The following is a 19,877-nucleotide window of genomic DNA, read 5'->3' on the forward strand; positions in this document are numbered from 1 at the left end:
GGGATCGGACAAGGGAGGATGTCGTCATGAAGGCCGTGCGCCTCGAAGAGATCGAGCAGCTTTTCCTGCGGGAGGTCGAAAGGCCCGTGCCCGGGCCGGACGACCTGCTCGTCCGCGTCGAGGCCTCGGGCATCTGCGGCACCGACCGCCATCTCCTGCACGGCGAATTCCCCAGCACGCCGCCGGTGACGCTCGGCCACGAGTTCAGCGGCATCGTCGAGGCGGTGGGCAGCGCCGTCCTCGGCTTCCGGCCGGGGATGCGGGTGACGGGTGACCCCAACATCGTCTGCGGGCACTGCGTCCACTGCCATGCCGGGCGGATCAACCTGTGCCAGAACCTGCGCGCCATCGGCATCCACCGCGATGGCGCCCTGGCCGACTACGTCATCGTGCCGCAGAAGCAGGCGCACGAATTGCCGCTGTCGCTGAAGCCGGACTACGGCGCCTTCTGCGAGCCGCTCGCCTGCTGCCTGCACGGCATCGACGTCGCCGGGATCAAGGCCGGCTCCTCCGTCGTGGTGCTCGGCGGCGGCGTCATCGGCCTGCTCACCGTGCAGCTCGCGCGCCTGGCCGGCGCGACGCGCGTGGTCCTGGTGACGCGCCAGGCGTCCAAGCGGCGCCTGGCCGAGGAGATCGGCGCCACCGCCAGCTTCGATCCGACCGCGGGCGACGCCGCCGCCGGCATCGCCGGGCCGGACGGCCTGCTGCCGGGCGGCGCCGACGTGGTGATCGAATGCGCCGGCGTGGCCGAGACCATGGAAGAGATGCCGCGTCTCGCCCGACCCGGCGGCACGCTGGTCGTGCTCGGCGTCATGGCCAAGGGCGAGAAGATACAGATCGAGCCCTTCGACATCCTGTTCCGGGAGCTCCGGATCCTCGGCTCCTTCATCAACCCGTTCGTGCACCGGCGCGCCGCCGACCTGATCATCTCAGGCGCGATCAAGGTCGAGCCGCTGATCACCCGGCGCGTCAGCCTGGAGGAGGTGCCCGAGGTGATCCGCAACCCGGCCCGGCCGGGCGAGGTCAAGGTGCTGTTCATGCCGTCGGCGTGAGGACAGGATCGGTCGGGCGCCTGAGCGTCACCCACTCGGCACCGGTCAAGGACCGGGGCCGATGGTCTCAGTCGAACAGGCGCAGCTGCTGCAGGGCGTCGGCGACGTCGAGCAGCATCGGCACGAAGCCGAGATAGCGCTTCCAGTCGAACAGGCCGATGCCCCCCTCCTCGATCGAGCCGTGGATGAAGTAGCGCACGCCCTCCGCGCAGGGGTGGTCGCGCTCCAGCAGCCATTCCATGATGTCGAACATCAGCATCTTGGTGACGCCGTCGGTCAGCGCCGCGCCATGGCCGATGAAGCTCTCCACCCGCACGAGATCGCCGGAGCGCATCAGCTTGGCGAAGGCGGCCAGGCGCTCGCCCCCGCTCTCGTCGACGTGGAAGGCGCCCCAGGTGAGCCGCCAGTGCCGCGGACAGGACGGCCAGACCATCGGCTTGCGGGTGTCGACCAGGTCGGGCCGCGGCGCGATCAGCGACGCCCAGACCAGGATGCCCTTGGAGCGCCGCGGCTTCGAGCCCGTCAGCTCGTAGAGGCTGCGCTCATAGGACTTCGCGCCGATGAAGCGCGAGACATAGCCGAGCCGGCGCGCCTTGTTGGCGGAGCGGTGGTACTTGCCTTGCGTCAGCTTGGAGACCTGCTTGCGCCAGGCCATGAAGTCCGGAAACGCGTTGAGGTCGATCACGGCCGCGGTCTGGGTCAGGGCCTGCGCCACCGGCGCGCCGGCCCGCATCCGCGCCAGCGGCCGGACCGCATCCCAGCTCGGGCGGACGAACACGGCGAGGCTCCTGCAGGCGCAGCCGTCGCGCAGATGCAGCCGCGCGACGGGCAGCGGCGAGCGGCTCGTCAGCCCGTATTTGTGCAGGCGCGACTTGCGCACCGCGTGGAGCGGCCACTGGAAGCTGCGTTTCCACGTCGCCTTGGCCTTCCGCCAGGCCCGGTTCAGTGCCGGTACGCCCGCGAGTCGGGACAGGAGGAAAGGAGAGTGCATGCGCCTCGATCTCGATCAGCTGCTGATCACCCGCCGACGGCGCACTGTCAATCCTCGCCGCCGGCCGGCTCCCCCCGCCCGCACCAGGCCGTCAGGCCGCGCCCGCATGGTCCGTCACGCTCGCGTGGCGGTCCAGCCAGGCCCGATAGACCCGGTTCGCCGGACTGATCGCCGCAGCCTTGCGGGCAAAGCGCAGCGCTTCCTCGCACCGATCCTGCCGCATCAGCAGCTGCGCCATCTGGTAATAGCCGTGCGGCAGGCCGGGCTTCAGCTCGATCAGCCTGAACAGGGCCGTCTCCGCCGCCGCGAGATCGCCCGCATCGACATGCGCCAGCGCAACGCCGATATGGGCCGAGACGTCGGTGGCACCGAGGGCCGTCGCCCGCTCGAGCGCCCATTTGCGCAGGCCCGCCCGCCGCCGGCCCGCCAGGCGCGACAATTCGACGTGGTACTGGCCGAGCCCGCGCTGCGTGCGGCGCTTGCGCGCGAAGGCCTGCGCGTCGAAACGCCCGGCCAGCATGTCGGCAAGCAGCTCCTGCAACAGCCCGGTGCGGGCCAGCCACAGCGGGCTCGCCCGGCCGATGAGCGGCACGCGCAGCCGCACCAGCGACTCCGGCGGCAGGCGCTCGACATGCAGGCGATCGCAATGGCCGAGCGAATCATAGACGACATGGATGCGCCCCGCGCTCCGGGCGAACCGGGCCGCATCGGAGAAGTCGCCGTCCCAGTCGAGCCCGGCCGCTTCGGGATAGCGCATGTCCCAGGGCACGATCCGCGGGTCCAGGGTGGATTGGGGGCTGAAGGCGATCACCTCGGCGCCCGGCACGGCATCCGCGAAGGCCAGCGCAGCAAAGCCGCCCATCAGCCCGCCGGTGAGGACGATGCGATCGAACCCGCCGAGGAAGGTGGCGAAGTCCTGCGACCGCAGGAAGGCGTGCAGCGCCTCGCCGCGATACCAGTCCGTCCCGACCGGCTTGACGCCGGCCACCGAGACGCCGCTCGGCGCCAGCCAGCGCAATCCCCAGGGCTCGGCCGCCCTCGCCGCCTCCAGGCTGCCGGCGCCCGTCGACGCGAAGGTGAGGACGAGGGTGCTCGAGCCGGGTGTGAAGTCGATGACATAGTCGCTGCCGATCGTCTTCTGCAGATACAGGGCCTTGCTCGGGTAGGCCCCGGCGGTTTCGAACATTCCTGCGCCACTCCCGGCTGTCGAGATCGGCCGGCACGATGCCATCGCAAGGCGCGCTTGGCCAGCCCGGCTGGCGGATGCCAGCCCGGCTGGCACCCGCCGGTCCGGCCGGCGGGATGCAGGCAGGCCCGGGAGAGCCTGCCCGGGGGATCACAGCTTCGGCTGGATGCGTCGTGCGATCTCGAACACCCGCTTCTCCAGGAGCACCGGGGTCTCGCAGACATAGGTCAGGGACTGGCGCCGCTCCTGGAAGATGCGCGTGTCCCATTTCAGCCGATCCTCGATCTCCTTGGTCTGCGGCGTCTCCTCGGCCGCCGGCGAATCCTTGGCAAGGCTGAGCTTGTCGCTCTCGTCGCGCACCCGCTCGGCCAGGGCCTCCTGGCCCTTGGCGTAGCGGCTGATGCCGGCGAGGATGCGCGAGCGCTCGGTGTTGGTCAGCTCGAGCACGCCGGCGAACACCCGCAGCAGCCGCTCGCTCTTGGCGGCACCCGCCTTCTGCGCAAAGCCATCGACCAGGCCGTCGACCTCCTCCAGCGGCGTGCGTCGCGAGGCGAGCTGCCGGGCGAGCGATGCCGCCTCGAAATCCTGGCCCCAGTCGGCGCTGGCGGCGGCGAGGTCCGGTCCGCTCCACACCGAGCCGGCGCTGATGGTCGCGATCCGGCGCTGGACGCAGGGCCAGTCGCCCTGGGCCGACTGCGCCAGGGCCGCCGGCGCGGCCAGCAGCAGCATCGTGACGATGGAGGCTCGGAACATCTCAACTCTCCGCGGTTGGGCCGCCCCGCCGGGCCATCAGTCCCCGGCCGGGATCATAGGCGAGCACCGCGGCCAGGAAGAAGACGATCGTGGTGCCCGCCACCACCGCGAACGCCAGCGGGTTGAACTTGGCGTAGAGGGCGAAGCGCACCAGCTCCACCGCATGGGTGAAGGGATTGGCCTGGCACACCCAGTACAGCCCCTCGCTCGCCTCGCGGATGCGCCAGAGCGGGTAGAGCGCCGAGGAGGCGAAGAACATCGGGAAGATCACGAAGTTCATCACGCTGGCGAAGTTCTCCAGCTGGCGCACCAGCGAGGAGATGAACAGCCCGATCGAGCCCAGCATCAGCCCGGCGAGGATGAAGGCCGGCAGCGCCAGGAGATAGCCGATGGGCGGCGGCTCGATCTCCCACAGCCGGGCGATGGCCAGGAACACATAGGCCTGCGCCAGCGACACCACCACGCTGGCGATCAGCTTGGCGAGCAGCAGCAGCCAGCGCGGGAACGGGCTGGTCAGCAGCACCCGCATCGAGCCGACCTCGCGGTCATAGACCATGGAGAGCGAGGACTGCATGCCGTAGAAAAGCTGGATCATCACGGCCAGGCCCGGCGCCACGTAGTCCTCGTAGAGCACATAGGTCTCGTAGGGCGGGATGATCGACACGCCGAGCACGCTGCGGAACCCGGCCGCGAAGATGAACAGCCAGATCAGCGGCCGCACCAACGCCGAGAGGAAGCGCTCCTTCTGGTGGACGAAGCGCAGCAGCTCGCGGCGGATGATGCCGCCGAGGCAGACGAGGTAGCCGAAGGTGCCGAGGGGCCGCGGCGCGGCGATGGCGAGGTCCGTCATGCCTCCTCCTTCGCCGGCGCGGCGGTGAGGCGCCGGAACGCCGCCTGCAGCGAGGCGTCGCCCGCTCCGATCAGGGCGGCGGTGCCGCTCGCCACCACCCGCCCCTGATGCAGCACGGTGACCGCATCCTCCGGCTCGACCTCGTCGAAGATGTGCGAGGCCCAGAGCACGGCCACGCCCTCGCTGCGCACCAGCTCGCGCACGAAGGCAATGAGCGCCGTGCGCGAGGCGAGGTCGAGGCCGACCGTGGGCTCGTCGAGCAGCAGGAGGCGCGGCCGGTGCACCAGGGCGCGGGCGATCTCGATGCGCCGGGCCTGGCCGCCCGACAGGGTGCGGACCTTGTCGCCGATGCGCTCGCCGAGGCCGACCCGCTCCAGCAGCGCCTCGATCCGCGCCCGCACCGCCCGGCCGGAGAGGCCGTGCAGGGCGGCGTGATAGGCGAGATTCTCGCGCACCGACAGGTCGCCGTCGAGGGTGCGGCTCTGGAAAACCGCGCCGAGCTCGGCCAGCGCCCGCGACGGGGTCCGCCTGATATCATGGCCGTAGATGCGCACCGCGCCCGAGCGGTTGTTGTAGAGGCGCGTCGCGATCGAGAACAGCGTGGTCTTGCCGGCGCCGTTCGGCCCGAGCAGGGCGGTGAAGCAGCCGGCCGGCACGGTCAGCGACACGTCGTCGAGGGCGACGCGCCTGCCGAAGGCATGGCTGACGGCCTCGATCTCGAGCGCGGGCGCCTCGATCCTCATCAACAACTCAGGTTGCCTCTCGGGTTCGGCGCCCGCCGGGGCCAGGGGATCATTGGGGCGAGACCACCGCCCCCCATGGCGCCTCGCCGACCGCAATCGTCTTCAGCACCTTCTGGCTCTCGACGTCGATCACCGACACGTCGTTCGAATTGCCGTTGGTAGCGTAGAGCAGTTTCTCGTCCGGCGTGAAGGCGAGCTGCCAGACACGCTGGCCGACCAGGAGATATTTCTCCACCTCGAAGGTCTGCGCATTGATCACCGCCACCCGGTTCGCCGGCCCGAGCGCGGCGAAGGCGGTCTTGCCGTCGCGCGTGACGCGCACGCCGACCGGCTGGATCGTGTCGGCCGTCACGCCTGGGATCTGGAAGTCGATGGTCTTGAGGATGTCGCGGGTGGCAGGGTCGATCACCGTCACCGTGCCGCCGACCTCGGCGCTGACCCACAGCCTCTTGCCGTCCTTGGTGAACTCGGCGAAGCGCGGGCGCGAATCCACCAGGACGCTGTCGATCACCTGGAAGGTCTGGGTGTCGATGAAATGCGCCATGTTGGTGGTTTCGGAGGTGTTGACCAGGAGCTTGCCGTCCGGGCTGATGCCCATGCCCTCCGGCTCGACCCCGACCGGGACCTGCGCCAGGATCTGGTTCTTCTCGACGTCGAGCACCGTCACCTCGGCATCGTTCTCGTTGGCGATGTAGAGCGGGTTGCCGCTCGGATGCAGGATGAAGAGCTCGGGGTCGGGCCCGGACTGCAAGGTGCGCACCACCTTCATCGTGGCGGTGTCGATCACCTCGATGCCGTCCTCGTCGCTGGCGCAGACATAGAGGAACTTGCCGTCCTTGCTGATGGTGATGCCGCGCGGCCGCCGGCCGATCGGCACGGTCTTCACCACCTCCTGGGTGGTGGAATCGATCACGGTGATCGAGTTGCCCTTCTCGTTCGAGACATAGACCATGTAGGCCGAGGCCGGCGTCGCCGCGCCCATGGCGGCGGCGGCAACGGCCAGCGCGAGCAGACGCCCGATCATCGAATCCTCCTCCGGCGCGCCGGGCGCGCCCTCCCCGAAAAGCGCGGCTCCGCGCCCTGTTTCGTGAGCGCGGCCTGCCCGCGCCTATTTCAAGCTGCAGGCATTCTCCGGCTCGTCGAAGCCGAGCGTGTCGAGCGGTGTCTTCTGGTGCAGGAAGCCCTGCTGCGGCGAGACCGAGACGATCCGCATCGGCTGGGCCAGCAGCACGGGCTGACGCAGCTGGTGGTCCCACGTCCGGAAGCTGACCGGCACGCCCTTGAAGGCGGCGATCTGGAACTTCGGCGTCAGCATGAAGTCGGCCAGGGTCTTGGGATCGGCCGACTTGGCGCGGGTCACCGCCTCGCCCACGGCGCGGACCGCCACCCAGGCGGCATAGTCGGCCGGCCGCATGAAGCGCCCGGTGGTCTTGTAGAAGCGGCTCTGCAGCTGGGCCGAGCCCCAGGCGTCCTGGGCCCGGTGCCAGGCGGTGGGGACCAGCCCCTGCGTGCCGGCGACCAGCTTCGGGTCCCAGGTGTTGTAGGCGATGAAGTCGCCGAAATCGCCGGCCTCGTCCGCCACCACCATCACGTCGTAGTCGGTGCCGCGGGTGAACACCAGCGCGTCGGCCGTCACCACGCTGTCGGCACGGGCCTTGGCGAGCGGACCGAAGGTCCAGTCCGTGTCGGCGGCGATCTTCAGCCCGAACTTCTTGGCCGAGCGGCGCATCGCCTCGGCATAGAGCTTGTCGCCGGGCCCCGGGCCGGTGATCAGGAACAGGTTCGGCCATTTGCGCGTCGCCAGGAACTCGGCCAGGGCGTCGGTCAGCATGCCGCGATTGGGCAGGACGTGGAAGATGTTGGCGCGGCAGTCGGCGGCGCGCAGCCGGTCGTCCGGCGCGCCGACGTTGAACAGCACCACGGGACGGCCCTTCAGCGCGTCGGCCACCGCCAGGAGCTGGTCGGCCGGCAGGTTGAGCACGAGATAGCCGACGCCGCCGTCGGCAAGCTTCCTGGCGGCGTCCACGGGCGACTGGTCCGGCGTCAGCACCACCTCGTTCAGCGTGTAGTGCTGGCCGAGGAAGGAACCCGTGGTGTTGTCGTCGATGATCGCCTGGCGGGCGCCGGCCAGCGCCTCGTCCTGCGGCACCGGGTCGAGCTCGTAAAGCGGCGGCGGCGGCGATTTCGGGCCGATGATGCCGATCCCCACCTCGGTCTTGACCGTCGCGGCACCGGCAGCGACGACTCCGGCCAGCGCCAGGACCGAGGCGAGGGCGAGACCCGGCAGGAAGCGAAGAAAGCGCGTTGTTGGAAGCAAGACCAAAGCGTTCCTCGACAGCAGGCCCCTCGCAGCAAACTTAGGCATCGCTTCGCGCGCAAATCAACAGAATATGTCTAAGCGAAAAATAAGCTGAACCCAACTTGCGGCCAAACCATCGTCTGTGACACCATGCCGTAATGGAACGAAACGCTTGCCTCGCGCTGATTTCTACCATCCTCGCCGTCATATCGCCCGCGGTGGCGGGCACCGGCGCCATCGCCGCGCCGCTGAAGGCCGCGGTCTTCGGCTTCGAGCTCGTCGACACCAGCGAGGAAGGCCAGCTGACCGGCGAGCGCCCCGACCAGACCCGGCGCGTGGCGCTCGCCAGCACCGAGCTCCGGCGCCTGCTCGATGCGTCCGGCCAGATCGCCGAGGTCGACCTCGCGCCGCAGGCGGCAGCGATCCGGAAGGGCTCGCCGCTGTACAGGTGCAACGGCTGCGCCGCGGACATCGCCCGTGACCTCGGCGCCGAAGTCTCGATCATCGGCCTGGTGCAGAAGACCTCCAACCTGATCCTGTCCTTCCGGGTCGAGGTCACCGACGTGCGCTCGGGCCGGATGCTGCGCGGCGGCCAGGTCGACATCCGCGGCAACAATGACGAGATGTGGCTGCGCGGCGTGCGCTTCCTGGTCAAGGACCGGCTGACCGATCCGCCGCTGGCGGCACCGGCGCCATGACCGCGGCCTCCGGCCCGGGCGCGCCGGCCTGCGGGCGCCGTCGCCGTGCTATGGTGGCGCACGGGCGGGACTGCACGGCGCATCGCCGCGCCGCGGCCGTCGGCGGGAGCCGGCCGTCGATGGCGCCGTGACCAACCTCATCCGCCTGGAGAAAGACCCGTGCGGGCGCGGCTGGCCGCGGGTCCCGTCCAAGGAGTGGAGTGCATGACCCGCTTGCTCGTGAGCGTGCGCGACGCCGCCGAGGCCGACCTGGCCGCCGCGGCGGGTGCGGACCTGATCGACGCCAAGGATCCGTCCGTCGGCTCGCTCGGCTCGCTGCCTCCGGCCGCCATCGGCGCGATCTTGCACGTCGTCGGCGCCCGCGCCCCGGTGAGCGCCGTCGCCGGCGAGCACGAGGCGCTGGAGCCGCTTGTCGCCGCGGCCCGCGCCGTTGCCGCCACCGGCGTCGCCTTCGTCAAGGTCGGCCTGTCCCGGCCGCTGGCCGCGCCTGATGCCGCTGCGGCAATCGGCAGCGCCCTCGCCGGCATCCGCCTGGTCGCGGTGCTGTTCGCCGACGAGGCGCCGGATCTCGGCCTCGTCCCGTCCCTGGCACAGGCCGGCTTCGCCGGCGCCATGCTGGACACGCGGCGCAAGGGCGCCGGTCGCCTCGTCGAGGTCCAGCCGCCCGCCGCCCTCGCCGCCTTCGTCGCCGCCTGCCGGGCGGAGGCCCTGATGTGCGGCCTCGCCGGCTCGCTCCGCCTGGACGACATCGCGGCGCTGGCCCCGCTCGGGCCGGATTATCTCGGCTTTCGCGGCGGCCTGTGCGCCGGCGCCGACCGGCGCGCCGGGCTCGATGCCGGCGCGATCGCCGCCGCGGCGGCGCGGATCCGCTCCACGGCGCGGGCGGCGGCCTGATGCCCGCGTCCGGCCTGCCCCTCCTCGTGGTCAAGCTCGGCGGCAGCCTCATGACCTCGCCGGGCCTCGACCCGCTGCTCGCTCTGCTCGCCCGCCCGCACCCGGCGCGCCTCGTGCTGGTGCCCGGCGGCGGCCCGTTCGCCGACGCGGTGCGGCAGACGCAGGCCCTGCTCGCCTTCGACGACGCCCTCGCCCATCGCCTCGCCCTCGATGCCATGAGCCATGTCGGCGAGATCCTGGCCGCGCGCCAGGCCGCCTTCACGCTCGTCGCCGACGAGGCGGCGATCGGTGAGGCCCATGGCCGGGGCCGCGTGCCGGTCTGGCACCCGGCCGGCCTGCGCGCCGGCCATCCCGACATTCCGGAGAGCTGGACGATCACCTCCGACAGCCTCGCCGCCTGGCTGGCGGCACGGCTCGGCGCCGATCGGCTCGTCCTGTGCAAATCCGTCGACGTCGCCGCGCCGGGCGATCGCTCGGGCTGGGAGGCCCTCGCCGCGGCCGGCATCGTCGACGACGCCTTCCCCGGCTTCGCCGCCCGCTATGGCGGGCCCATCCGCATCGCCGGCCCCTCGCGCCAGGCCGCCGCCGGCCCCCTGCTCGGCCTCGATGCCGCGGAGGACGACGCGGCATGAACGCAAGCCCTCCCAAGCCACGCCTCGCCTGGGCGCTGACCGGCTCCGGCCACTATTTCACCGAGTGCCTGGCGCTGATCCGCGACCTGCCCGAGGTCGATCTCTTCGTCACCAAGGCGGCAGCGGAAGTGGTGCGGATGTACCGCAAGGAATTCTCCGGCCTTGCCAGGAGCGTGCACGTCTTCCGCGACACCACGGCGAGCGCCGGCCCGGTCGGCCGCTTCTACCACGGCGTCTACCACACGCTGGTGGTCGCCCCGGCCACCTCGAACACCATTGCCAAATGCGTCTACGGCATCTCCGACACGCTGGCGACCAACGTCTATGCCCAGGCCGGCAAGTGCCGTGTGCCGTCCATCGTCTTCGCCTGCGACACCGCGCCGGAGATGGAGACCATGGCGCCGTCCGGCATGGTCAAGGTCTATCCCCGGCGCATCGATCTGGAGAACACCGAGAAGCTCAAATCCTTCGAGGCGACCACCGTGGTCGAGACGCTGGCGGAGCTGGAAGCCGCGCTGAAGCAGAGGCTGGCATGCGTGAACGCCTCGTCCTCGTGACCGGGCACCTCGCCCGGGCCCGGCTGGAGCGGGCCATGGCCGCGATTGCCGGCGACAGCTTCGACTGGACCATCGTCGATGCCGGCGTGAAGGTCGCGGCGCTGATGACCGGCGAGATCATCCGCCGCCGCGTCGTGCTGCCGGAAGGGACGACGCGCGTCATCCTGCCCGGCCGCTGCCGCGCCGACCGCGACGCCCTCGCCCGCCATTTCGGCGTTCCCGTCGAACGCGGCCCGGACGAGATCGTCGACCTGCCGGCCTATTTCGGCCGCGGCGCCCGGCCGCCGGACCTGTCGCGCCACGACGTCAGCATCTTCGCCGAGATCGTCGACGCGCCGGTGCTCTCCCCCGCCGCCATCCTGGACAAGGCGCGCGCGCTGGCGGCCAAGGGGGCCGACGTGATCGACCTCGGCGGCCTGCCCGACACGCCCTTCCCGCATCTGGAGGAAACGGTCGGACTGCTGAAAGGCGCAGGCCTCGCGGTCAGCGTCGACAGCTTCTCCGTCGACGAGCTCCGGCGCGGCGCCCGGGCCGGGGCCGACTACCTCCTGAGCCTCAGCGAGGACACGCTCGACCTCGCCTTCGAAACCGAGGCGGTGCCGGTGCTGGTGCCGGCGCGGCCGGGCGACGTCGCCTCGCTGGTGCGCGCGGCCGAGCGCCTGGCGACAGCGGGAAAGCCGTATCTGGCCGATCCCGTGCTGGAGCCGATCCATTTCGGCTTCGTCGCCTCGCTCGAGCGCTATGCCGAGTTCCGCCGGCGGATGCCGCAGGCGCCGATGCTGATGGGCACCGGCAACCTCACCGAGCTCACCGAGACCGACAGCCTCGGCCTCACCACCCTGCTGCTCGGCGTCTGCTCGGAGCTCGCCATCGGCAATGTGCTGGTGGTGCAGGTGAGCCCGCACACCTGGCGCACCATCGAGGAGCACGACGCGGCGCGGCGGGTGATGTTCGCGGCCAGGGCGGATTCGGCCTTGCCGAAGGGCTACGGCAATGCGCTGCTCGCCCTGCACGACAAGCGCCCCTTCGCCACGACGCCGGCGGAGATCGCCGCGGCGGCCGGCGCGGTGCGCGATGCCAATTTCCGCATCGAGGTCGCCGAGGACGGCATCCATGTCTACAACCGCGACCGGCACGCGGTGGCGACCGAGGCGCTCGATCTCTTCCCCCGGCTCGGGGTCGAGAGCGACGCGGCGCATGCCTTCTATCTCGGCGCCGAGCTGGCCAAGGCCGAGATCGCCTGGCGGCTGCGCAAGCGCTACGCCCAGGACGAGCCGCTCGACTTCGGCTGCGCCGCCGACAAGCCGGCGGAGGACTCGACCGCCTTCAAGGAGGCGGGCCACACGCTGCGCGCCGGCAAGCGCGCCCCGGGGAGCGGCTGAGCCATGCCGCTGATCCTGGAGACCATCGTCACCACCCTCAACGCCGACGGCACGGCGCACCTCGTGCCCTTCGGCCTGATCGCCGAGGACGACGCTTATGTGGTGGCGCCGTTCCGCCCCTCGCCCACCATCACCAATCTGGAGCGCCATCCCTTCCTCGCCGCCGCCAGCCCCCTTGACGTGCGCGTCATCGCCGGCTGCGTCACCGGCCGGCGCGATTGGGCGACGGTGCCGTGCGAGCGGATCGACGGCGTGCGGCTGGCGCAGGCCCATGCGCATATGGAGCTGGCGGTCGAGGCGGTGATGGAGGATGCCTTGCGCCCGCGCTACCGCTGCCGCGTGGTGCACCAGGCCATGCATGCGCCCTTCCTCGGCTATGTCAGGGCCCGCAACGCCGTGATCGAGGCCGCGATCCTCTCCACCCGCCTGCATCTCCTGCCGGCCGAGAAGATCGAGGCCGAGATGGCCTATCTCGCCATCGCCATCGCCAAGACTGCCGGCCCGGCCGAGGCCGAGGCCTGGCGCTGGATCGAGGAGAAGATCAGGACGGGGCTGGGCGCCGCCCGCAACCCATCCGCAGAGGAACGGCCCCCCTCGCCGTCGGGGCCGCAGCACAAGGAAACGTCCCGATGAAGACTGCGCTGCTCGCGCTCCTCGCAGGTCTCGCCGTCCTGGCGCCGCTCGAGGCGCAGGCTCATGGTCCGACCCGCAAGAAGGTGACGGAGACCGTGGTGATCAACCTGCCGCCGGAGAAGGTCTGGGGCGTGGTCGGCCATTTCGACGACATGGGCTGGGTGTCGCTGGTCGCCAAGACCGAGGCCAAGGGCGGCACCAATGTGGTCGACCCCGACGACGACACCAAGAACCCGACCCGCCGCCTGACCCTGAAGGACGGCGCGACCGTCGACGAGGTGCTCTACAAGTACCAGCCGGAGAAGATGAGCTATTCCTACCGCATCACCGCCGTCGACGTGAAGGTGCTGCCGGTGACCAACTATTCCTCCACGGTGACGGTGTCGCCGGCCGACGGCGGCAAGTCCACGGTGGAGTGGCGCGGCGCCTTCTACCGCGGCTATCCCAACAACGACCCGCCGCCGGAGCTGAACGACGACGCTGCGGTCAAGGCGGTGTCGGGGCTCTATCGCTCGAGCCTGGACGCGCTGAAGGCGAAGCTCGAGACGCCCAGCCAGTGAAGGGGATACGGGACGCTAAAAGCCTTCTCCACGAAGTGGGGAAGGTGGCGCCACGAAGTGGCGACGGATGGGGTGTGGTCCGCAGGTCTCTCCGCTTACAAGATCTGCGCAGCCGTCCCTGCAAGCCGAACATTAGCCTAGCCCTGCCCGCCGCACCCCATCCGGCCTTGCTGCGCAAGGCCACCTTCCCCACTTCGTGGGGAAGGCTTTGCGTCGCGCTTGGCCCCGCCCTCCTTCTCTTCTCCTCCCCCGCCCTCGCCGGCGAGGCCTTCGTCACCGACCAGCCGGGCGAGCAGGTGGTGGTGATCGACACCGACAGCATGGCCAAGCTCGCCACCATCCCGGTCGACGGCGAGCCGGCCGGCATCGCCGTCTCGACCGATGGCGCCCGCGCCTATGTCACCAGCCCCGAGGGCAAGGTGCTGACCGTGATCGACGCCGCGTCCCGCGCCGTGCTGCGGCGGATCCCGGTCGGCGGCGGGCCGCTCGGCGTCGCCGTGCACCCTTCGGGGCATCCGGTCTATGTCGCCGACTGGTATTCCAGGCACCTGCTCGCCATCGATCCCGACGGCAAGGCGCCGCCGCGCACCGCCACGGTCGGCACATCGCCCTCGGGCGTCGCGGTGACGCCGGACGGGGCCTTCGTCCTCACCGCCGACCGCGACGACGATGCCGTCTCGATCCTCGACGCCACGACGCTCCAACGCGTCGCCGTCGTGCCGGTCGGCACCCGCCCCTTCGGCCTCACCATCGATGCCGAGGGACAGCGCGCCTACGCCGCCAATGTCGGCTCGAACAGCGTCTCGATCATCGACCTCGCCGCGCGCAAGGTGGTCGGGACGGTCAAGGTCGGCCTGCGCCCCTATGCGGTGGCGCTCGCCCGCGGCAAGGCCTTCGTCACCAACCAGTACGGCGACAGCGTCACCGTGTTCGACGTTGCCTCGCTGAAGGTGCTGAAGACCATCGAGGTCGGCGACTATCCCGAAGGCATCGCGCCGAGCCGCGACGGCGCCCATGTCTATGTCGCCAGCTGGTTTGCCAACACCCTCAGCATGATCGACGTCGAGACGCTGGCGGTGACGAAGACCGTCGAGGTCGGCGACGGGCCGCGCGCCTTCGGCCAGTTCATCCGCTGAGGGTCGGCGATGATGCTGCCGCCCCTCAGGCCGCGGAGGCCCGCCGGGCCGGGATGCGCCAGCCCAGGCGCACGCCCAGGGTGCCGAGCGCGATCAGGGCCATGCCGGCCGCCTGGCCCCAGCCGAGCGGATGGCCGTAGACCAGCCAGTCGATCAGGATAGCGACCACGGGATAGATGAAGGTGAGCACGCCGATGACAGGCGTCGTCAGGCGCGGATAGGCCGCGTACATCAGGATATAGGCGATGCCGGTGTGCAGCACGCCGATGCCGGCGAGCCAGCCCCAGGATGCCGCCGGGATGGCGCCGGCGCCGTGGGCGAACGGGGCGAGCAGCGCCGTGCCGACCAGGGTCTGGCACAGCGCCGTGACCTCCGGCCGCTGCTCGCCCAGCCCCTTGGCCAGGATGGTGGAGGCGGCGTAGAGCAGCGCGGCGCCGAGCGCCAGCGCCATGCCGAGCGCCCAGGCCGCGTCGAGCGGCCTGGGCGAGACGACGAGGCCGCTCGCCAGGACGACGCCGCCGAAGGCGGCGGCCATCCAGGCGATCTGGTCCGCCGTGATGCGCTCCTTGAGGAGGACGACGCCGATCAGCACGATGAAGAACGGCTGGGTGTGGATCAGGATCGTCGCGGTGGCGATCGAGGTCATGCCGAAGCCGGCGAAGAAGGCCGCCCAGCACAGCGCCATGCAGACGCCGCAGACCGCGGCCCGCGCCAGCCGGGCGGCGGAGAGGGTCCGGTCCGGCAGGATGCCGCGCGCGAGGCACCAGGCCGCGAGGAAGATGCTGCCGAAGGCGCAGCGCCAGAACACGACGGTGACGGGATCGAGCCTCGCCTCCGTGACGAAGGCGCCGACCGTGCCGGAGATCACCATGGCCAGGGCGAGGCTGGCGGCGGGAAAGCGGGATATCGACTGCTCGGTCATGCCGGCTCCCTGCGGTGGCGCGCCCGAGCTAGCCACCCTGCAACCATCCAGGCAAACGAATAGATTTGGGGATAGCTATTCGATATACTGATAGCGCCATGGCCGCTCCGCTCGACCTCGACCTGCTCCGCACCTTCGTCGCCGTCGCCGAGTGCGGCAGCTTCTCCGGCGCCGCGCCCCGGATCGGCCGCAGCCAGTCGGCGGTGAGCATGCAGATGCAGCGGCTGGAGCAGACCGTCGGCCGGCAGCTCCTGGTCCGCAGTCCGCGCGCCGTCGCGCCGAGCGCGGCCGGCGCGGACCTGCTGATCCATGCGCGGCGGCTGCTGAAGCTGTCGGACGAGGCCTGGGCGAGCGTGACGCGGCCCGAGGAGGCCGGCGCCGTTCGCCTCGGCGTGCCCGACGACTATGCCGCCTTCCTGCTGCCGCCGGCGCTCTCGCGCTTCGCCGCGGCTCATCCGCTGGTGACGGTCGAGCTCGTCTGCGAGCAGTCGACCGCCCTGGTGAAGACCATGGCCGAGGGACGGCTCGACCTGGCGATCGTCACGCGGCTGCCCGAGCAGCCGCTCGATGTGCTGAGGCGCGAGCGCTTCGTCTGGGTTGCCTCGCCCAACCACGTCGCCTGGCGGACCGATCCCCTACCGATCGCCCTGTTCGAGCCCGGCTGCGTCGCGCGATCGAGCGTGCTGCAGGCCCTGGGCGACGCCGATCGCGCCTATCGCTGCGCCTATTCCAGCGCCAGCCTGCTCGGCCTCGTCGCCGTGGTCCAGGCGGGGCTGGCGGTGGCCGGCCTCGTGCTGCTCAGCGTTCCCCCCACCCTGCGCGTCATCGGCGAGGCCGAAGGGCTGCCGCCGCTGCCGGACCTGGAGATCGGCATCCTGCGCAACCCGCACGCGACCGAGCCCGCCGTCGACCGGCTGCACGATTTTCTTCGCCGCGACCTCGTGGAGGCCGCCTGAGGGCGATCAGGTCGCCGTCGCGGCAGCCGGCCGCGTCGTCACCCAGGCGACGCCGGCGCACAGGATCTGCACGGCGCCGCCGAGCAGCATCGCCGGGGCGAGGCCGGCGCCGCCGCCGCCCGCGAGGGCGAACACCGCGCCGAGCAGGGCAACGCCGAGCGTGGCGCCGGCCATGCGGGCGACGTTGATCAGGGCGCTGGCCGTGCCCGCCCTGGCCGGGCCGACGGCGCCGACGGCGACGCCCATCAGCGGGCCGGTGGCGCAGCCCATGCCGAGCCCCGTCAGCGCCAGGCCGATCTCCGCCGGCAGCAACGCGGCCTGCAAGGCGCCGAGCCCGATGACGAGGAGGCCGCAGCCGATCACCGCGACGCCGCCCGCGGTCGCCCGCCGCGCCCCGACCCGGGCGACCAGGGCGCCGGAGAAGGGCGACACGGCGACGAAGACCAGGGCCATCGGCATCAGCGCCAGGCCGGCGCCGGTCGCATCCAGCCGCCCCGCGTCCTGCCAGGCCATCGGCAGCAGGAACAGCACGCCGTACATGCCGAAGGTCATGCCCGATGTCGCCGCGACGGCGCCGCGGAAGGCCGGGATGCCGAAGAGATCGAGCGGCACGAGGGCGGCGGCGCCCCGGCCGGCCTCGACCCTGACGAACAGGGCCAGGGCGAGCGCCGAGACCGCGAGGGCGATGCCGGCCGTGACCGGCTCGCCACGGGACTGGATGGCGGCGAAGGCCAGGCCCCCGAGGGCGAGGGCGCCGAGGATCTGGGCGGGCGCGTCGAAGTCCCGTCCGGTCGGATCGGCGGATTCGGGGATCGCAACCGCCGCCAGCCCGAGCGCCGCGAGGGCGAGCGGCACCACCACCAGGAAGATGCTGCGCCAGCCCAGGCTGCGGATCAGCACGCCGCCGAGCGTCGGGCCGATCGCCATGGCCACGCCGTTGCAGGCCGCCCAGAGGCCGAGCGCCCGGCCGCGCTCGGCCTCGCCGCGCCAGACCACCCGGATGATGGCCAGCGAGGCGGGCAGCAGCAGCGCCGCGCCGACGCCGGCCAGCGCCCGGCCGCCGATCAGCACCGCGACCGACGGCGCGGCGGCGCAGGCGAGCGAGGCCGCCGTGAACACCGCCGCCCCGGCCATGTAGATGCGGCGCCGGCCGTAGAGATCGGCGAGCAGGCCGCCGGTGAGCAGCAGCACGGCATAGGTGAGGTTGTAGCCGTCCACCACCCATTGCAGGGCGCCGACCCCGGCGCCGAGCGCATCGCCGATCGGCCGGGTCGCCAGGTTGACCACGGCGGTGTCGACCTGCGCGACCAGCACCGCCAGGCACAGCGCCGTCAGGGTGAGGCCGCGGCGGCCCGCCGCCATGCCGGCCTGGCGCGGAAAGGATGAGCCGTCCATGATCGCCTCCGTTTTGATCGGCTCAGCCTAACCCCACGCCCGGCCCGGACGTTTCGACGCGGACCGAACCATCCGGAGCCGTGACGGGTTAGAAGGGAGGCGGAGGAGGATGCCGATGTCCGACATGTCGAGCTTCGTCGCCGCGGCGGCGCTGATCGCCGATCCCGCCCGCGGGCTGATCTTGACCGCCCTGCTGGACGGCCGGGCCCTGCCGGCCGGCGAGCTCGCCTATGCCGCGGGCATCACCGCCCAGACCGCGAGCTCGCACCTCGCCAAGCTGCTCGACGGCGGGCTGCTCGCGGTCGAGACCGAGGGGCGGCATCGCTATTACCGACTGGCCGGCGGCCACGTCGCGGAGGCGCTCGAACGACTCTCCGGCATCCATGCCGCCGGGCCGGTCCGGCGCCGGGCGCTCGGCCGCCAGGGGCGCGAGCTGCGCTTCTGCCGCTGCTGCTACGACCATCTCGCCGGTCAGGTCGGCGTCGCCGTGACGCGCGGCCTGCAGGAGCGGGGCTATCTGGAGCCCGCGCCGGAGAAGCGCTTCGCGGTGACGCCGGCCGGGCGGGCCTGGTTCGCCGGCATCGGCCTCGACGTCGACGCCGTCCGGCCGACGCGCCGCGGCCTCGCCCGCCAATGCCTCGACTGGACGGAGCGCAGCCACCACCTCGCCGGGCCGCTCGGCGTGGAGCTCCTGCACGTGCTCTGCGCCAGGGGCTGGCTGCGGCGCAGGCCGGCATCGCGCGCCGTCGAGGTCACGCCGAGGGGACGGGCGGAGCTGCAGCAGCACCTCGGCGTCGAGGAATCGTCGCCGCTGGCGGCTTAGGGATGAGGGGGGCCGTCATCGCACGTGAACCACAACGTCATGGCCGGGCTTGATCCGGCCATCCACGCGAACGCAACGGCGGGTCGCTGCGGCGCTTCGCCGGTCCCCGCCGTTTTCGACACCGCCTGAGTTCGCGTGGATGGGCGGATCGAGTCCGCCCATGACGTCGAGGGTGGAACAACCGTCGGCGTCTATGCTGCGTTCGTGACCTTGCGGGTCGTGATGCCCCGTCCGCCTTATCCCCAACCGCTCCATCCGCGCCCGCCCGATCCCTCACACCCCCGCCAGCAGGCAGGCCACCGACACGGCCGGGGCGCAGGACGACACCCAGTAGCCCTGCGCGCCGTCGGCGATCGGCACCAGGCCGCCGAGGTCGCGGTAGGGCCGGCCGAGCCGCGCCGCCAGCGCCTCGGCGATGAAACGGCCGACGCCGCAGCCGACGATCGGCGCCTCCTGCGTCAGCAGGCCGCGCGAGATCACCCTGGCGGCCGCGTCGTGCAGGCGGCGCAGCTGCAGCTCGGCGAGATGGGCGGCAAGGTCGAGCCAGGCGGCGTCCGGCGCATCGGCCGCGTCGAGGCCGACCATGTGGGCGAGGCGGCTACGCGTCTCGGCCAACCCCTTGCCGCGCCCGTCGGCGGTCGCGTGCTGGTCTCCCTCCGGCGCCAGCATGCCGAGCAGCCGGTGCACGTCGGCGATGGTGGCGAAAGGCTCGGCCATCAGCGTCAGGTCGCGGCCGCCGAAGGGCACGCGCTCGGCCAGCGCCATCACCGGCGTGCGCACCGCGCCGGTATAGACCAGCTCGCCCGTCGCCATGCGCTCGGCATCGGTGTAGCCCGCCGCGGCGACCGCGCCGGCGGCGACCGGGATGAGGTCGGCGGTGGTCGAGCCGATATCGACGAGCAGCGCCTCGGCGAGCCGGCGGCCGACGAAGGCTGATGTGGCGTGCCAGTTGGCCGAGGCGACGTCCGCGGCACGGGCCGGCGCCGCATCGGGCGCGAGGAAGCCGGCGCGCCCGCCATAGATCGCCACATCCCCGCGGCAATGGCGGACCGCCCAGTCCGTCAGCGCGGCCACGCCGCTGGCGCGGTCGTCGAACAGGGCGCAGAGCTCGCCAGTCATGGTCACGGCATGGCGGGCCGGCCGGCGGGCCCAGTCCGGCAGCGCGTCGAGCGCCCCGTCGAGCACGGCCAGGCCCTGCCGGAGCTGGTAGGGCGCCTGCGCCGCGGCGAGGAGCCGGCCGTCCGCCACCATCGCGGCCTTGACATGGACGCCGCCGAGATCCCAGCCGACGACGGGTCCGTCCGCCGCTGCGCGCTCTCCTGCCATGGCTCGCCCTTCCCTGCCGACGCGCCGCTTGCGGCGGCCGCATTGCCTCGATACGCCTCACCGCCGGGCCAGGCGGACAGTCCGCCCGA

Annotated in this window: 21 protein-coding genes; 11 read left to right on the forward strand and 10 right to left on the reverse strand. The window is 71.8% G+C overall.

Annotated elements, in window-relative coordinates:
- Positions 1-26 precede the first annotated feature (26 nt).
- Positions 27-1,052 carry a zinc-dependent alcohol dehydrogenase family protein gene (locus tag QO011_RS00320; RefSeq protein ID WP_307266251.1) on the forward strand — a complete coding sequence of 342 codons (1,026 nt, stop codon included), beginning with the start codon at positions 27-29 and terminating at the stop codon, positions 1,050-1,052.
- Positions 1,053-1,119: 67 nt separating this feature from the next.
- Here the strand turns inward: QO011_RS00320 and QO011_RS00325 are convergent, their stop codons facing one another.
- The 7 genes from QO011_RS00325 to QO011_RS00355 form a co-directional block, all read right to left on the reverse strand.
- The gene (locus tag QO011_RS00325) at positions 1,120-2,043 is read right to left on the reverse strand and encodes a hypothetical protein (RefSeq protein ID WP_307266253.1); all 924 of its coding nucleotides are present in this window, start codon (positions 2,041-2,043) and stop codon (positions 1,120-1,122) included.
- Positions 2,044-2,134: 91 nt separating this feature from the next.
- Positions 2,135-3,229: a hypothetical protein gene (locus QO011_RS00330; protein ID WP_307266256.1), complete on the reverse strand. Its 1,095-nt coding sequence runs from the start codon at positions 3,227-3,229 to the stop codon at positions 2,135-2,137.
- A 150-nt stretch (positions 3,230-3,379) separates the two neighbouring features.
- Positions 3,380-3,982, reverse strand: coding sequence for a hypothetical protein (locus tag QO011_RS00335; RefSeq protein ID WP_307266259.1), 603 nt, complete (start codon positions 3,980-3,982; stop codon positions 3,380-3,382).
- A 1-nt stretch (position 3,983) separates the two neighbouring features.
- Entirely contained in the window at positions 3,984-4,832 is an 849-nt protein-coding gene (locus QO011_RS00340) for a lanthanide ABC transporter permease protein PedC (RefSeq protein ID WP_307266263.1), read from the reverse strand.
- On the reverse strand, positions 4,829-5,575 hold the full coding sequence (locus QO011_RS00345) for a lanthanide ABC transporter ATP-binding protein PedB/LutE (RefSeq protein ID WP_307266266.1): 747 nt from the start codon (positions 5,573-5,575) through the stop codon (positions 4,829-4,831). The genes QO011_RS00340 and QO011_RS00345 overlap by 4 nt, the downstream gene beginning before the upstream one ends.
- Positions 5,576-5,624: 49 nt before the next feature.
- Positions 5,625-6,599, reverse strand: a complete 975-nt coding sequence (locus QO011_RS00350; protein ID WP_307266269.1) for a YVTN family beta-propeller repeat protein — start codon at positions 6,597-6,599, stop codon at positions 5,625-5,627.
- Positions 6,600-6,683: 84 nt separating this feature from the next.
- Positions 6,684-7,892 (reverse strand): lanthanide ABC transporter ABC transporter substrate-binding protein PedA1, encoded by a 1,209-nt coding sequence (locus QO011_RS00355; protein ID WP_307266272.1) that lies wholly within the window; start codon positions 7,890-7,892, stop codon positions 6,684-6,686.
- Positions 7,893-8,032: 140 nt separating this feature from the next.
- Between QO011_RS00355 and QO011_RS00360 the strand changes: the two genes are divergently transcribed.
- From QO011_RS00360 to QO011_RS00395, 8 genes are all read left to right on the forward strand, one after another.
- Complete coding sequence (locus tag QO011_RS00360; RefSeq protein ID WP_307266275.1) at positions 8,033-8,572, forward strand: DUF3280 domain-containing protein; 540 nt, start codon at positions 8,033-8,035, stop codon at positions 8,570-8,572.
- A 204-nt stretch (positions 8,573-8,776) separates the two neighbouring features.
- Entirely contained in the window at positions 8,777-9,466 is a 690-nt protein-coding gene (locus tag QO011_RS00365; RefSeq protein WP_307266278.1) for a (5-formylfuran-3-yl)methyl phosphate synthase, read from the forward strand.
- Positions 9,466-10,098: an amino acid kinase family protein gene (locus QO011_RS00370; RefSeq protein WP_307266281.1), complete on the forward strand. Its 633-nt coding sequence runs from the start codon at positions 9,466-9,468 to the stop codon at positions 10,096-10,098. The genes QO011_RS00365 and QO011_RS00370 overlap by 1 nt, the downstream gene beginning before the upstream one ends.
- Positions 10,095-10,655 carry a flavoprotein gene (locus QO011_RS00375; protein ID WP_307266284.1) on the forward strand — a complete coding sequence of 187 codons (561 nt, stop codon included), beginning with the start codon at positions 10,095-10,097 and terminating at the stop codon, positions 10,653-10,655. Before QO011_RS00370 ends, QO011_RS00375 begins: the two co-directional genes overlap by 4 nt.
- Positions 10,631-12,037 (forward strand): DUF6513 domain-containing protein, encoded by a 1,407-nt coding sequence (locus QO011_RS00380; protein ID WP_307266286.1) that lies wholly within the window; start codon positions 10,631-10,633, stop codon positions 12,035-12,037. The genes QO011_RS00375 and QO011_RS00380 overlap by 25 nt, the downstream gene beginning before the upstream one ends.
- 3 nt (positions 12,038-12,040) lie before the next feature.
- A complete protein-coding gene (locus tag QO011_RS00385; RefSeq protein WP_307266289.1) occupies positions 12,041-12,670 on the forward strand; it encodes a DUF447 domain-containing protein in 630 nt (209 codons plus the stop codon).
- Complete coding sequence (locus tag QO011_RS00390; protein WP_307266292.1) at positions 12,667-13,230, forward strand: SRPBCC family protein; 564 nt, start codon at positions 12,667-12,669, stop codon at positions 13,228-13,230. Before QO011_RS00385 ends, QO011_RS00390 begins: the two co-directional genes overlap by 4 nt.
- A gap of 167 nt (positions 13,231-13,397) precedes the next feature.
- Positions 13,398-14,366, forward strand: a complete 969-nt coding sequence (locus QO011_RS00395) for a YVTN family beta-propeller repeat protein (RefSeq protein ID WP_307266295.1) — start codon at positions 13,398-13,400, stop codon at positions 14,364-14,366.
- Positions 14,367-14,391: 25 nt separating this feature from the next.
- Here QO011_RS00395 and QO011_RS00400 read toward each other — a convergent pair whose 3' ends face one another.
- A complete protein-coding gene (locus tag QO011_RS00400) occupies positions 14,392-15,288 on the reverse strand; it encodes a DMT family transporter (RefSeq protein WP_307266297.1) in 897 nt (298 codons plus the stop codon).
- A 98-nt stretch (positions 15,289-15,386) separates the two neighbouring features.
- Between QO011_RS00400 and QO011_RS00405 the strand changes: the two genes are divergently transcribed.
- Positions 15,387-16,244, forward strand: a complete 858-nt coding sequence (locus QO011_RS00405; protein ID WP_307266299.1) for a LysR substrate-binding domain-containing protein — start codon at positions 15,387-15,389, stop codon at positions 16,242-16,244.
- Positions 16,245-16,250: 6 nt separating this feature from the next.
- On the opposite strand, the gene QO011_RS00410 is transcribed toward QO011_RS00405, so the two are convergent.
- Positions 16,251-17,639, reverse strand: a complete 1,389-nt coding sequence (locus QO011_RS00410) for an MFS transporter (RefSeq protein ID WP_307266301.1) — start codon at positions 17,637-17,639, stop codon at positions 16,251-16,253.
- A 115-nt stretch (positions 17,640-17,754) separates the two neighbouring features.
- Here QO011_RS00410 and QO011_RS00415 point away from each other — a divergent pair, with 115 nt between their 5' ends.
- Positions 17,755-18,462, forward strand: a complete 708-nt coding sequence (locus QO011_RS00415) for an ArsR/SmtB family transcription factor (protein WP_307266303.1) — start codon at positions 17,755-17,757, stop codon at positions 18,460-18,462.
- A gap of 273 nt (positions 18,463-18,735) precedes the next feature.
- Here QO011_RS00415 and QO011_RS00420 read toward each other — a convergent pair whose 3' ends face one another.
- Complete coding sequence (locus QO011_RS00420) at positions 18,736-19,788, reverse strand: hydantoinase/oxoprolinase family protein (RefSeq protein ID WP_307266304.1); 1,053 nt, start codon at positions 19,786-19,788, stop codon at positions 18,736-18,738.
- Positions 19,789-19,877: the final 89 nt, after the last annotated feature.

The sequence above is a fragment of the Labrys wisconsinensis genome (assembly GCF_030814995.1).
Classification (GTDB): domain Bacteria; phylum Pseudomonadota; class Alphaproteobacteria; order Rhizobiales; family Labraceae; genus Labrys; species Labrys wisconsinensis.

Excerpts from the sequence above, each read along its gene's own strand:
- QO011_RS00320 (WP_307266251.1), top strand. The coding sequence starts at position 27 with ATGAAGGCCGTGCGCCTCGAAGAGATCGAGCAGCTTTTCCTGCGGGAG.
- QO011_RS00325 (WP_307266253.1), bottom strand. The coding sequence starts at position 2,043 with ATGCACTCTCCTTTCCTCCTGTCCCGACTCGCGGGCGTACCGGCACTG.
- QO011_RS00330 (WP_307266256.1), bottom strand. The coding sequence starts at position 3,229 with ATGTTCGAAACCGCCGGGGCCTACCCGAGCAAGGCCCTGTATCTGCAG.
- QO011_RS00335 (WP_307266259.1), bottom strand. The coding sequence starts at position 3,982 with ATGTTCCGAGCCTCCATCGTCACGATGCTGCTGCTGGCCGCGCCGGCG.
- QO011_RS00340 (WP_307266263.1), bottom strand. The coding sequence starts at position 4,832 with ATGACGGACCTCGCCATCGCCGCGCCGCGGCCCCTCGGCACCTTCGGC.
- QO011_RS00345 (WP_307266266.1), bottom strand. The coding sequence starts at position 5,575 with ATGAGGATCGAGGCGCCCGCGCTCGAGATCGAGGCCGTCAGCCATGCC.
- QO011_RS00350 (WP_307266269.1), bottom strand. The coding sequence starts at position 6,599 with ATGATCGGGCGTCTGCTCGCGCTGGCCGTTGCCGCCGCCGCCATGGGC.
- QO011_RS00360 (WP_307266275.1), top strand. The coding sequence starts at position 8,033 with ATGGAACGAAACGCTTGCCTCGCGCTGATTTCTACCATCCTCGCCGTC.
- QO011_RS00365 (WP_307266278.1), top strand. The coding sequence starts at position 8,777 with ATGACCCGCTTGCTCGTGAGCGTGCGCGACGCCGCCGAGGCCGACCTG.
- QO011_RS00370 (WP_307266281.1), top strand. The coding sequence starts at position 9,466 with ATGCCCGCGTCCGGCCTGCCCCTCCTCGTGGTCAAGCTCGGCGGCAGC.
- QO011_RS00375 (WP_307266284.1), top strand. The coding sequence starts at position 10,095 with ATGAACGCAAGCCCTCCCAAGCCACGCCTCGCCTGGGCGCTGACCGGC.
- QO011_RS00380 (WP_307266286.1), top strand. The coding sequence starts at position 10,631 with ATGCGTGAACGCCTCGTCCTCGTGACCGGGCACCTCGCCCGGGCCCGG.
- QO011_RS00385 (WP_307266289.1), top strand. The coding sequence starts at position 12,041 with ATGCCGCTGATCCTGGAGACCATCGTCACCACCCTCAACGCCGACGGC.
- QO011_RS00390 (WP_307266292.1), top strand. The coding sequence starts at position 12,667 with ATGAAGACTGCGCTGCTCGCGCTCCTCGCAGGTCTCGCCGTCCTGGCG.
- QO011_RS00400 (WP_307266297.1), bottom strand. The coding sequence starts at position 15,288 with ATGACCGAGCAGTCGATATCCCGCTTTCCCGCCGCCAGCCTCGCCCTG.
- QO011_RS00405 (WP_307266299.1), top strand. The coding sequence starts at position 15,387 with ATGGCCGCTCCGCTCGACCTCGACCTGCTCCGCACCTTCGTCGCCGTC.
- QO011_RS00410 (WP_307266301.1), bottom strand. The coding sequence starts at position 17,639 with ATGGACGGCTCATCCTTTCCGCGCCAGGCCGGCATGGCGGCGGGCCGC.
- QO011_RS00415 (WP_307266303.1), top strand. The coding sequence starts at position 17,755 with ATGTCCGACATGTCGAGCTTCGTCGCCGCGGCGGCGCTGATCGCCGAT.
- QO011_RS00420 (WP_307266304.1), bottom strand. The coding sequence starts at position 19,788 with ATGGCAGGAGAGCGCGCAGCGGCGGACGGACCCGTCGTCGGCTGGGAT.